An 11,575-nucleotide genomic window follows, 5' to 3' on the forward strand; every position below is an offset into this window, starting at 1 on the left:
GCCACCTGGGGGGCACGCTGGCAGGGGGCGCTGGCGGATGAGCGATGCAGTCGACTGGGGCGCGGTCCGCGCGCTGTTCGATTCGGTCTGCGAACTGCCCGAGCCGCAATGGGAAATCCAGCTGCTGGCGCTGACCAGCGATGCGGCACTGGTGCACGAGACGCTGGCGCTGCTGCGCGCACAGACCCAGGCATTGGGTGGCATGCAGCGGTCGATCGATACCGTGCTTGCCTCGCTGGATGAAGAGGGCACGCAGGTGGGTGAGCTGATCGGGCCGTGGCGTCTGGTGCGCCTGCTTGCGGCCGGTGGCATGGGGCGGGTATTCCTGGCCGAGCGCGCTGACCAGCTCTACCGTCGCCAGGTGGCGATCAAGGTCATGCGGCGCAGTTTCGATCCCGCATTGGCGCGCCGGCTGCAGGCCGAGAGCCAGATCCTGGCCGATCTGCAGCATCCCAACATCGCCCGCCTGTACGACGTGGGCCGCGCCGCAGCCGACCAGCCCTACCTGGTGATGGAGTTCATCGATGGGCAGCGGCTGGATGAAGCGTGCCGCGCGCCCGACATCACGCTGGCGCGGGTGCTGGGTATGTTCTGCAAGGTCTGCCGTGCGGTGCAGGCTGCCCATGCACAAGGCGTGATCCACTGCGACATCAAGCCGGCCAATGTGCTGGTGCGCAGTGATGATGAACCGGTGCTGCTGGATTTCGGCATCTCGCGGCTGCTCGACAATGGCAGCAGCGAGGCGGCGGCCTATGCCACGCCCCGTTACACCAGCCCGGAACGACGGTCGGGCCGGCCGGCCGCCGTGGCCGATGACATCTACAGCCTCGGCGTGATGCTGGACGAGCTGCTGGCGCTGGGCGGCGCTGCCGTGGGCCGGCATGCCGACCTGCTGGCGGTGGTGGCACGCGCGTGCGCGCCGGTGGCGGGTGATCGCTATGCATCGGTGGATGCGCTGGCCGAGGATGTGGTCCGCTTCCAGCAGCACCGTCCGGTGCGCGCGCGGCGTACGGGCCGCCTGCAACGGGCGCGCCTGTTCCTGCGCCGGCAGTGGCGCGCCACCACATTGGTGGTCTGCGCGCTGGTGGTTGCGGTGGGTTTCGTGCAGCGCATCGGTGATGCCCGTGCGCGCGCTGAAGAAAATGCGGCGGCCGCGGCGAGCATCGCCGATGTCCTGGTGGCGGCCTTTGATTCGGCCGAGCCCGGTATCCGGGGCGACCGGCCGATGACCGCGCGCGAGGTGCTGGACCTGGGTGCATTGCGTATCCAGCAGGATCTTTCCGCATCACCGCTGGTACGCGCACGGCTGCAGGCCGCGCTGGGCCGTGCCTACCGCAACCTCGGGCAGCCGCGCGAAGGTGGTGCACTGCTGCAGGGGGCGGCGCAGGGGCTGCGCGATGCCGGTGCCCCGGCACACGAGATCGCCGCGGTGGAAGCCGCCCTGGCGCTGCTGCTGGTGGAGGAAGGCCAGCAGGATGCTGCCTTGGCCGGCGCGCAACGCGGGCTGGCACTGCTGGCCAAGGACGATGACATCGGCGTGCGCGTCGATCTGCTCAATGTCGTTGGCCGCGCCCACGCCAGCCGCGAGCACTTTGATGAGGCCAGTGCGGCCTATGCCGAAGCGTTGGCGCTGGCCCCGCGTGGTCAGGGCGCCGCGTTCGATGCCGCGCGGATGACCACGCTGGCCAATCTGGGCACCCTGTACCGGTCGCAGGGCAAGCTGCAGGCGTCCGAAAAGACGCTGCGCGAGGCGGCGGCCATCGGTGGCGAGACGTCATCGCGGCATGGGCCCGCGCGGTTGCGCGTGCTGCATTCGCTGGTCTACACGCTGCTGGCGCAGGGCCGTGCCGATGAAGCGATGCGGCTGGCCGAGCAGACATTCGTCATCACCCGGCAGCTGTTCGGCATCGACAGCAGCTACACGGCTGCAGCCGAAGCGGCGCTGGCAGGCCAGTACCTCGACCTGGGCCGCTATGGCGAATCGCAGCAGCACTTCGACGCGGCCATTGCCACCAGCAGGCGGGTGGACGGTGCCGACAGCCTGGCCTACGCCGGCATCCTGTATGGCCGGGCGATCATGGAGGAAGCGCGCGGCGATCTGGCTCTGGCCGAGCAGGGCTACCGGCAGACGCTGGCCCTGCACCAGCGCCTGCTGGGCCCGCAGCATCCGCGCAGCCTGGACGTGCAGATGGTGCTGGCACGGCTGCTGATGCGTGCGGACCGGACGGCCGAGGCCGAACCGCTGCTGCGCGAGGTCGGCACGGTGTGGCGGCGCACCCTGGCCGCTGATTCGCAGCAGCTGGTCACCCTGGAGCTGGTGGAGGTGGAGTGGTTGACCCGCGCCGGCCGGTTCGCGCAGGCACGCCAAGCGTTGGCCGCATTCGACCGGCAGCATCCCACGCCGGTGCCCAGCCTGGCGCTGCGGCAGCAGATGCAGACCGCGCTGCTGGCCCAGCGCGGTGGCGCCGCAGATGCCGCCGACCGCTGGGCCACGGTGGTGGCGACCTTCGAACGCTTCTACGGTGCCGATTCCACCGCCACGGCGAAGTGGCGCATTCCTTATGCCGAGAGCCTGTTCAGCGCCGGCAACGCGGCCGCCGCAGCGGCCCAGCTGCAGCGTGCCGGGCCACAGTTGGCAGGTCTGTCGCCGCATTCGGAGTTTCTGCTGCGGGCGGCCGCGTTGGAAATGCAGCTGGCCAGCCATGGCAAGGTCGCCCGGGCGCGATAGGTTCCGCCGGCTTTCTCTGGTTGTTGCATGTCAGGCATCTGCACTGCATGGATCCAGGGGAAGGCAACATGAGCAATGAACAACACGCCCGCCGCCCGGCAATGCGCGGCAGCGGTGGGCTGCTGCACCGCTTCACCAGAGTCTACGGCAAGGCGTGGGAGTGGCGGTGTTCGCGCCTGTGAGCGTCCATCGTCGCGGTGCGCTTCGCGGTATGGGGCGACAGCGGGCGATTCACCTTGCACGGCGGCTGACGCGTGTCGCGCATCAGCCGTGGCGACCATGGCGCGTGAGCGGGTGGCCGGTACCCAGCGGGGATGGCCTCTCAGTAACGCATGTCGTGTTCGCCATCGTGCGGCGTCCCATCGGTCGCTATCGCGGCTGAAAGCAGCCGCATGGCACCTCCGAGCGCGAGTGCGCGGGTGCCGTGTGACAAGGGTTTCAGCCCCTCGTGCAGGCAAACCGTAGATTCCTGATCGATAGTTGCGGACAAGCCCTACAGTCAATGTCGGCGCACGCGATCAGCATGCCCTTGCCGGCTGTCGTGGCCGGCTGGGATTGGCGTCCCATAAACAACTCTGGCGCGTGTCCGGAAAAGGTCCAGGAGGGACGCTTCCGGATGACGCGATCCGCTGGTCCGTGGCGGGTGATGCGTGGGGATCATCGCGATCCGCCGGTCCGCTCCAGAGTTGCCGGTACGCCAACCCGCATCGCCCGCCGCCCGTCCGCGTACCTGCGCGGGTGTGAGGGCCGCAGCTCTGCCCCGGCGGAGCGCACCTCATCTGGGGAATGGCGGCGGGCGGTGCACTTCTCCCCTTTCATCACGTCTGGAACAGGTGCTCGACCAGGTAGTCGATGAACACCCGCAGGCGAGCGCTCGGTTGCCGTTTGCCTGGCCATACCAGCGAGAACTGGCCGTGCTGCCGCGGCAGCACGGCCAGCATGCGCTTCCCGGCTGGAGTCGGCCAGCACCGGCAGCAGCACGTGGTCGCCGATGAAGGGCAGCCCGATGCACAGCGGGCTGCGCGACACTGCCTGAGCTGTAGCGTGGGTGCGCGGTGTCACTCAGGTGTCGCGGCGGGATCACGCGGTCTATGCCGGCCGAGGCCTAGAGTCGGTCATCCCCGTCCCCCACGGAGATCTGCCATGTGGCTGCTTGATCATCTCTGGCCCAGCCGCCGTCCGCTGCCGCCGCCGATGGCCGTCGAACCGGCGCCGCCGCCGCGCAGGCCCTGGTTGAAGCGCCCTGCACGGGCAGGCCGCAGCGGCATGGCCCCGTGGCAGAAGGTCGCTCCGGTCACGCGCCGCACCCGCCACTAGGTGCTGCGCTTCAGCCGGCCCGGTCAGCCGGATGGTTGACCCCGTCGTTGACCGGGATGACCCCCAGTGCGAAGGGATCGATGCCGTCCAGGCAGGCGACGTTGTAACCGTACTGGTCGGGGTTGGAGCGACGCCGGTGATGGGTGTAGACGCCGCAGATGCCGCAGAAGTAGTGCTCAGCCACGTGGGTGTTGAACTGGTACAGGCGCAGATGGTCCTGGCCACGCACCACCTGCAGCCCCTCGCGGCTGACGCTGGCAGCGATGGCACCGCGGCGGCGGCACATCGAGCAGTCGCAGCGGCGCGGCTCGACGATGCCCTCGGGCAGGTCCAGCAGCAGTTCGACGGTGCCGCAATGGCAGGTGGCGCGGTGCCGGGGCTGTACGGCGACGCCGGCTACGGAGGTGATTCCCATCGCGGTTTCCGGGTGTGGTGAGCATGCCAGTATGCGCCGGTGCAACCGGCCCGGGCCATTGCTGAATGGGGGCTATGATGCCAGCGTTGGCCGGATTGTGGCTAACTATGCCGCCCCCGATCACGACCGGATGCACATGAACGGCGCAGGACGTTGGATGAAAGGATGTGCCATGGCGCTGCTGGCGCTGTGGATGGCCGGTCTGTTCGCCTACCAGCTGCCGGGTCCCGGTTGGTTGTCGGCGGGCGTGGCCATGCTGTGGCTGCTGGCAGCATTGTGCGCGGCCTGGACGGTGGCACGCGGCAGGCGCAGCCGCCGCTGGAGCGTTTTCTACCTTGCCTCGGTGGTGCTGGCCGGCGTGTGGTGGCTGCTTCTGACTCCGCGCCAGGACCGTGACTGGGCTGATGACGTGGCCCAGCGCCTGCACGTGGCATCTTTCGACGGCCGGCACGTGGTGCTGGAAAACGTGCGCGACTTCACCTGGCGCACCGAGACCGACTACGACGCACGCTGGGTCCGCCGCGAATACGACCTGGATCAACTGCGCTCGGCCGATCTGGTGCTGTCCTACTGGATGGGCCCAGCCATTGCCCACACCTTGGTGTCGTTCGGTTTCGACGATGGCCGCCACCTGGTGTTCTCGCTGGAGATCCGCAAGGAGCAGGGCGAATCCTTCTCGGCGCTGGGCGGCTTCTTCCGCCGCTTCGAGATGACCCTGGTTGCCGCAGAGGAGACGGACATCCTGCGCACGCGCACCAATGCGCGTGGCGAGGATGTCTACCTGTACCGCCTGCATGGACTGGACCGCAGCCAGCTGAAGGCGCTGTTCGCCGCCTACCTCGATGAGGCGAAGCAGTTGGACGCTGCGCCGGCGTTCTACAACACGGCCACCAGCAATTGCACCACCATTGTCTTCGATTTGGCCCGGCATATCGCCCCCGGCCTGCCGATGGACTACCGCCTGCTGCTGTCCGGCTACCTGGCCGAGTACGCACAGGAGGTCGGCGGACTGGTGCCCGGCGTGCCGTATGCCGAACTGCATGCCAAGGGCCGCATCACCGAACGCGCGCTGCACATGGCCGCGGGCGAAAACTATTCCGCCGTCATCCGCCGTGGCATTCCCGGCACCGAGCAGGACCCGCAGCAATGACCGTGGTTTTCCCGATCCGCTGGCAGCGCGTGCTGCCGGCGCTGCTGGCTGCGCTCGTCCTGCTGGGTGGCAGCGGCTGTGCGATGGTTACCGTCAAGCAGGTGGCGTCCAGCGATTCGCTGGTGAACAAGCGTGCCGACGTACTCAACACCGGCAAGCTCAGCCCGGCCTCGCGCGAGACGCTCAGTGCCGCCGGCCTGGACGAATCGCAGTGCGAGAAAGACTTCCTGGTGTGCCGCAGCACGCTGTTGATGACCGATGACCTCAACGTCGAGCAGCGGTTGTCGACGCTGTCCGAACTGTGGGTGAAGGCGGCTCTGGCGTTGACCCCGAAGAAGCACGCCGCCGGCGAGCCGCCGATGAGCGATGCCGCACTCGATGCGTGGCTGGAAGCCGCGCGTTACGGCTACGCCTATCTGTTTTTCAGTGGCCGCTCGCCTTCGGACCGCGCGTTCGAGGACCGGCAGACGCAGGTACGCGATTACTACAACTACGCGGCGGAAAAAGCTGCCGTGGTACTGTTCGCACGTGCCCGTGCAGCGGCGCTGGCTGGCGAGGATTATACGCAGCCGATGTCCGCCGGCAGCTGGACGCTTGCGGCGAACTACCAGCAACTGGCGCTGAAGAGCATCCCCTCGCAGCTGGTGCCGGCTGGCACGGTCAGCTTCGTCGGGCTGCGCAGCACCTACCGCCGCGATGGCTTCGGTGCCGAGCTGGTGATGGTGATGGAGCCGCCGAAGCTGGTGGTGCCGGTGGTGGCTGACGATGGCCCCAAGGCCGAGGCGCCACAGGATGAGGGTGACGCGGCGCGCGGCCGCCGCCATCGGCACGACGACGGCGTGCCCGAATTCAGCGAGATGTCTGCGATCAATGTCACCGCACTGCTGCGCTTCCAGGGTGACAGTCTGGACGATGTGATGCGTACGCGGCGGGTCGAGCTGGATGCCTATTCGCCGGAAGCGACCGAGCGCATCACCCTGCATGGCGAACACGTTCCGCTGGCGGGCAACTTCACCGCGGCCTACGGCCTGTGGCTGGCGCAGAGCGGCTTTGCCACGCAGTCGTTGCGCACGTTGTTCGGCCTCAGCGAGGGCATTGGCGAGCCGCACATCTACCTGATGCAGCCATGGGACCCGAACCGCCGCATCATCTTCATGCTGCACGGCCTGGCCAGCAGCCCGGAGGCCTGGGTGAACCTGGCCAATGAGATCATGGGCGACCCGGGGCTGCGCCGCCAGTTCCAGGTATGGCAGGTCTATTACCCCACCAATGCCCCCATCGCCCTGAACCGCTACCAGATCGCGACCGCGTTCAACGACACGTTGAAGCACTTCGACCCCAGCGGCAGCACGCGTGCATCGAAGGACATGGTGTACATCGGCCACAGCATGGGCGGCGTGCTGGCGCGGCTGCTGGTCAGCGATTCGGGCGATGTGCTGTGGAACGACCTGCTGGCCAGCTACGACCTGAAGGGCGAGCGGCTGAAGCGCGTGCAGAGCAGGCTGGGGCCGCTGTTGCACTTCAACGCGCAGCCGAACGTGGAGCGCGCGATCTTCATCGCCGCCCCGCACCAGGGCACCGATATCGCCGGCAACAAGGTCGGCCGTCTGATCGGCCGGCTGGTGCGTCTGCCGCTGACCATCCTGGGCAAGTTCGAGGATGTGTTCCTGGCGTTGGCGCAGGCCGAGCAGCAGGTCGACGGCACCGCAAAGCCGAAAATCCCCAACAGCATCGACAACCTCAAGGCCAGCGACCCGTTCGTGAGGGCCGCCGCGCAGCTGCCGATCGCGCCGGGCGTGAAGTACCACTCGATCATCGCCCAGCGCAAACCGGAACTGCCACTGGAAAAATCCGATGATGGACTGGTGCCGTACTGGAGCGCGCACCTGCCCGGTGCACAGTCGGAGAAGGTGATCATTTCCGGGCACAGCGTGCAGGAAAGCCCGCAGGCGGTGCTGGAAGTCAGGCGCATCCTGCACCGGGACATCGACGAGGTGGGGACCGGAACCCGGTAGTGCCGGCCGCTGGCCGGCCGTTCCGGAACGTCCCTGCATATCGGTTGCCGGCCAGCGGCCGCCACTACCGTAATGCGGCCAGGGCCCGTGAAGACCGACACCTGGGATTGCCGACGGCTGGCCGGCAATCCCGCATTGCGGCTGCCTACACCCGTCGCGCCACCACCGTAGCCAACACGGCAAGGCCGACGGTGATCGCCAGGCACAACACATAACCGGTGTGCGGTGCCTGTTCGACGAACAGTGCGAACAGCGCACCGGATAGGGCCAGCGCCGTGGCCACGCACAGTGCCTCGCTCAGCTGCAGGGCCGAACTGTTGCGGCCCTGTTCCCGCGGCGCGGAGAGCGACAGCGTGAGCACCGACAGGCTGGCGTAGATCATGCCCATGCCGAAGCCGGTGAGGGTCCAGCCGAGCAGTGCGATGGGCAGCGGCACGGCATTGAACAGCACGGCCAATGTGGCGATGATGCCGAGAGTCATCAGCACCGTGCCCACGCGCAGCAACTGCTGCCGTGACCAACCGCGCTGCTGGTGGCCCTGCAGCCAGGAACCGCTGAACCAGCCCAGCGCGCCCAGGCTCAGCACCGCGCCGGCCCCGCTCGGCGACAGGCCACGTTCGCGCTGCAGCAGCAGCGGCAGGTACGCCTCGCAGGCGAAGAAGGCTGCGGCGGCGACGCCACGCAGCGCAATCACGCTGGGCAGACCGCGGCGCAGGTGCAGCGTGCCCGGCGGCAACAGGCGGTGCCCGCACAGCAGCAGGCCAACCACGGCCGCGCCCATGCAGGCCATTGCCAGCACGCCCTGCTGCTGTCCACCGAAATACAGCAGCAGCGCCGCCAGCGATGCACCGGCGGCCCAGCGTACGACCGCGTTGTCGCCATCCTCGTTGCGGGTTTCAACGTGTTCCTGCCGGGCCAGCGCCGAGCGCAGCATCAATGCCGCGGGGATCGCCAGCAGCGGCACGATCAGGAACACCCAGCGCCAGCCCAGGTGCTGCACGATCATGCCGCTCAGCGCTGGCCCCACCATCGACGGCACCACCCACCCGGCGGAGAACGCGGCGAACACCTTCGGTCGCAGCGGCTCGGGGTAGTTGCGGCCGACCATCACGTACAGCGCGACCGAGATCGCGCCGCTGCCCAGGCCCTGCAGCAGCCGCCCGGCCACCAGCATGCCCATGCGGGTGGCCAGCCCGGCCAGCAGCAGGCCCAGCACGAAGCAGGCCAGGCCCCACCACAACGGCCGCGCCGGGCCGCTGCGGTCGGTCCAGCGCCCGGCCACGGTCATGCCCACCACGCTGGTGGCCAGCGTGCCGCCGAACGCCAGCGCATACAGGCGAAGGCCGTCCAGCGCTTCGGCCACGGTGGGCATGGCAGCGGCCACGGCCAGCGCTTCGAAGGCGAGCAGGGCGACCAGCACGACCATGCCGAGGGTGGTACTGCGGTGGGCGGGGGAGAGGATGGAATCGTGAGCGGACGTCGCCGTCGCCGGTGTCACGGTGGGGGTATTCATGAGGAGGCAAAGACTCGGGCCGCGCTTGTCATCCGGCGGCGAAGACCGCAGCATGACACCTGAACCATGGTTGAGGTCAAGCAATGCAGGAGCAGGAACTTAGCGTGGGCGAGGTGGCCCGCCGCAGCGGCGTTGCGGTGTCCGCGTTGCATTTCTATGAGCGCAAGGGACTGATCAGCAGCCTGCGCACGGCAGGCAACCAGCGCCGTTATGCGCGCGACGTGCTGCGCCGGCTGGCGGTGATCCGCGTTGCACAGCGGGTGGGCATGCCGCTGGAAGCGGTGGCACGCGCGTTCGGGACCCTGCCGCAGGGCCGCGCGCCGACCAAGGCCGACTGGGCGCGGCTGTCCGCGTGCTGGCAGCAGGAGCTGGAAGAACGCATCCACATGCTGCAGCTGCTGCGCGATGAGCTGACCGGCTGCATCGGCTGCGGCTGCCTGTCGCTGAAGCGCTGCCGCCTGGCAAATCCCGACGACGTGCTCGGCGAGCGTGGCGATGGCGCCATGCGCTGGGGCTGAGTCGCCCCCGGTAGCGCCGGGCCATGCCCGGCGGCGGTTGCAGCAATTACCAGACGGTGAGGGTCTCGCCGCTCTGGATGCCTTCCACTGCGCGCTGGAAGGCCAGCGCCGCGCGATGCGCGGGCACGGCTTCGAAGCCTGGGAAATAAGGGCCGTAGGAATCCAGCGATTCGGCCAGCACGTTCGGGCTTACCGCGTTGATGCGCAGCCCGCGTGGCAGCAGTTCCAGCGCGGCAGCACGCACGAAACCTTCCAACGCCTGGTTGACCGCGGTGGCGTTGACGCCGTCGCGGATCGGCTGGGCGCTGATGATGCCCGTGGTGAGGGTGATCGAGCCGCCCGGGTTCAGATGATGCTGTGCCGCCAGCGCCAACCGCACCTGGCCGAGCAGCTTGTCCTGCAGGCCGCTGTTGAACTGGGCGGCGGTCATGGTCTGCAGCGGGCCGAAATGCACGTTGCCGGTGGTGGAGATGACCGCATCGACGGGGCCGGTCTGGGCGAACAGTGCCGAGACGCTGGCATCGTCGGCCAGATCCACGCGCAGCGCGCCACTGTGGCGGCCGGCGGCGAGAATCTCGTGGTGCTGGCCAAGGTGGCGGGCGACCGCTTGGCCGAGGGTGCCGCTGGCACCGACAAGCAGGATCTTCATCGTGGCGTCCTCGAAGGGAAGGACTGCAGTCTGCGCTGTCGGCCACAGGTTCGGTAAGCGGCGTATGATTTGCATATTCCTAACCAGGGGTTGGCAATGGATACGCTTCGTTGCATGCAGGCCTTCGTGGCCGTGACCGAGCACGGCAGCTTTTCCGCGGCAGCGGTGCAGTTGCAGGTCTCCGCAGTGATGGTCGGCAAGTACATCCAGCAACTGGAAGCGCACCTGGGCACTGCGTTGCTGCAGCGGAACACCCGCCATCAGCGCCTGACCGAAGCTGGCTCGGCCTACCTGTCCGGCTGCCGGCAGGTACTGGAACAGGTTCAGCAGGCCGAGGCTGATGTCGCCGGGCTGCAACGCCAGCCGCAGGGCCTGCTGCGCATCAGTGCTCCCACCACCTGGGGCAGCTGCGTGTTGGCGCCGTTACTGTCGGGCCTGCTGCGTGCGCAGCCGCTGCTGAACATCGAACTGGACCTCAGCAACCGTTGCGTGGATCTGATCGAGGACGGCTTCGATGCGGCGATCCGGGTTGGGCCGTTGCCCTCGCAGGAACTGGTGGCGCGTCCGCTGCCGCCCTATGCGATGAGCCTGTGTGCGTCGCCGGCCTATCTGCGCCGACGGGGGACGCCGCACACGCCGGCTGATCTGGCCGGGCACGACTGCCTGAGCCATCTGGCATGGCGTGGCGGCCATGGTTGGCAGTTGGCCAATGGTGAACAGGTGGACTGGGATGCGCGGCTGGCGAGCAATGATGGCTATGCGCTGCGCGAAGCGGCGGTGGCCGGTGCGGGCCTGATCCTGCAGCCGACGGCGCTGTTGGCCGCCGACATCGCGGCCGGACGTTTGAAACCGCTGTTGCGCGACCATGTACCCGCGCCACGGCCGATGCACCTGATCTACCTGCCGGACCGGCGGCCACGTCCGCGGCTGCAGTGCTTCGTGGAGTACGTGCTGCAGCACGTGGGGTAGATCGACGCCATGCGTCGATGCCGGCGTGCCGGGAAGGCTCCATCCACGCATGGCGTGGATCTACTGGTGGTTGGTGGACCGGGGCCACGCGTCGATGCGGCGGTCAGTAGATCGACACCATGCGTCGATGCCGGCGTGCCGGTGTACCGGGAAGGCTGCATCCACGCATGGCGTGGATCTACCGGTGGTTGGTGGACCGGGGCCACGCGCCGATGCGGCGGTCAGTAGATCGACGCCATGCGTCGATGCCGGCGTGCCGGTGTACCGGGAAGGCTGCATCCACGCATGGCGTGGATCTACC

General features: G+C 68.3%; 10 protein-coding genes. 6 read left to right on the top strand and 4 right to left on the bottom strand.

Annotation, left to right across the window (positions count from 1 at the left end):
* Positions 1–37 precede the first annotated feature (37 nt).
* On the top strand, positions 38–2,728 hold the full coding sequence (locus tag ACQKDV_RS13945) for a protein kinase domain-containing protein (RefSeq protein ID WP_427784417.1): 2,691 nt from the start codon (positions 38–40) through the stop codon (positions 2,726–2,728).
* An 818-nt stretch (positions 2,729–3,546) separates the two neighbouring features.
* Here ACQKDV_RS13945 and ACQKDV_RS13950 read toward each other — a convergent pair.
* A complete protein-coding gene (locus ACQKDV_RS13950) occupies positions 3,547–3,669 on the bottom strand; it encodes a hypothetical protein (RefSeq protein WP_427784418.1) in 123 nt (40 codons plus the stop codon).
* Between the two features lie 202 nt (positions 3,670–3,871).
* Between ACQKDV_RS13950 and ACQKDV_RS13955 the strand changes: the two genes are divergently transcribed.
* On the top strand, positions 3,872–4,045 hold the full coding sequence (locus tag ACQKDV_RS13955) for a hypothetical protein (protein ID WP_427784419.1): 174 nt from the start codon (positions 3,872–3,874) through the stop codon (positions 4,043–4,045).
* 10 nt (positions 4,046–4,055) lie between these two features.
* On the opposite strand, the gene ACQKDV_RS13960 is transcribed toward ACQKDV_RS13955, so the two are convergent.
* Positions 4,056–4,460 (bottom strand): GFA family protein, encoded by a 405-nt coding sequence (locus tag ACQKDV_RS13960; RefSeq protein ID WP_427784421.1) that lies wholly within the window; start codon positions 4,458–4,460, stop codon positions 4,056–4,058.
* Positions 4,461–4,632: 172 nt separating this feature from the next.
* On the opposite strand from ACQKDV_RS13960, the gene ACQKDV_RS13965 reads away from it, so the two are divergent.
* Complete coding sequence (locus ACQKDV_RS13965) at positions 4,633–5,610, top strand: DUF4105 domain-containing protein (RefSeq protein WP_427784435.1); 978 nt, start codon at positions 4,633–4,635, stop codon at positions 5,608–5,610.
* Positions 5,607–7,625, top strand: coding sequence for an esterase/lipase family protein (locus ACQKDV_RS13970; RefSeq protein ID WP_427784423.1), 2,019 nt, complete (start codon positions 5,607–5,609; stop codon positions 7,623–7,625). Before ACQKDV_RS13965 ends, ACQKDV_RS13970 begins: the two co-directional genes overlap by 4 nt.
* A gap of 145 nt (positions 7,626–7,770) precedes the next feature.
* Here ACQKDV_RS13970 and ACQKDV_RS13975 read toward each other — a convergent pair whose 3' ends face one another.
* Entirely contained in the window at positions 7,771–9,192 is a 1,422-nt protein-coding gene (locus ACQKDV_RS13975; protein WP_427784425.1) for an MFS transporter, read from the bottom strand.
* A 29-nt stretch (positions 9,193–9,221) separates the two neighbouring features.
* Between ACQKDV_RS13975 and soxR the strand changes: the two genes are divergently transcribed.
* On the top strand, positions 9,222–9,656 hold the full coding sequence (gene soxR / locus ACQKDV_RS13980; protein ID WP_427784426.1) for a redox-sensitive transcriptional activator SoxR: 435 nt from the start codon (positions 9,222–9,224) through the stop codon (positions 9,654–9,656).
* A gap of 46 nt (positions 9,657–9,702) precedes the next feature.
* Here the strand turns inward: soxR and ACQKDV_RS13985 are convergent, their stop codons facing one another.
* Positions 9,703–10,305, bottom strand: a complete 603-nt coding sequence (locus ACQKDV_RS13985) for a short chain dehydrogenase (RefSeq protein ID WP_427784428.1) — start codon at positions 10,303–10,305, stop codon at positions 9,703–9,705.
* Between the two features lie 96 nt (positions 10,306–10,401).
* Here ACQKDV_RS13985 and ACQKDV_RS13990 point away from each other — a divergent pair, with 96 nt between their 5' ends.
* Positions 10,402–11,274, top strand: coding sequence for a LysR family transcriptional regulator (locus tag ACQKDV_RS13990; RefSeq protein ID WP_427784430.1), 873 nt, complete (start codon positions 10,402–10,404; stop codon positions 11,272–11,274).
* Positions 11,275–11,575: the final 301 nt, after the last annotated feature.

The sequence above is a fragment of the Stenotrophomonas sp. NPDC077659 genome (assembly GCF_050268705.1).
Lineage (GTDB): Bacteria > Pseudomonadota > Gammaproteobacteria > Xanthomonadales > Xanthomonadaceae > Stenotrophomonas.

Bases quoted from the DNA above. Each gene is read 5' to 3' on its own strand.
- ACQKDV_RS13945 (WP_427784417.1), top strand. From the start codon at position 38: ATGAGCGATGCAGTCGACTGGGGCGCGGTCCGCGCGCTGTTCGATTCG.
- ACQKDV_RS13950 (WP_427784418.1), bottom strand. From the start codon at position 3,669: ATGCTGGCCGTGCTGCCGCGGCAGCACGGCCAGTTCTCGCTGGTATGG.
- ACQKDV_RS13955 (WP_427784419.1), top strand. From the start codon at position 3,872: ATGTGGCTGCTTGATCATCTCTGGCCCAGCCGCCGTCCGCTGCCGCCG.
- ACQKDV_RS13960 (WP_427784421.1), bottom strand. From the start codon at position 4,460: ATGGGAATCACCTCCGTAGCCGGCGTCGCCGTACAGCCCCGGCACCGC.
- ACQKDV_RS13965 (WP_427784435.1), top strand. From the start codon at position 4,633: ATGGCGCTGCTGGCGCTGTGGATGGCCGGTCTGTTCGCCTACCAGCTG.
- ACQKDV_RS13970 (WP_427784423.1), top strand. From the start codon at position 5,607: ATGACCGTGGTTTTCCCGATCCGCTGGCAGCGCGTGCTGCCGGCGCTG.
- ACQKDV_RS13975 (WP_427784425.1), bottom strand. From the start codon at position 9,192: ATGCTGCGGTCTTCGCCGCCGGATGACAAGCGCGGCCCGAGTCTTTGC.
- soxR (WP_427784426.1), top strand. From the start codon at position 9,222: ATGCAGGAGCAGGAACTTAGCGTGGGCGAGGTGGCCCGCCGCAGCGGC.
- ACQKDV_RS13985 (WP_427784428.1), bottom strand. From the start codon at position 10,305: ATGAAGATCCTGCTTGTCGGTGCCAGCGGCACCCTCGGCCAAGCGGTC.
- ACQKDV_RS13990 (WP_427784430.1), top strand. From the start codon at position 10,402: ATGGATACGCTTCGTTGCATGCAGGCCTTCGTGGCCGTGACCGAGCAC.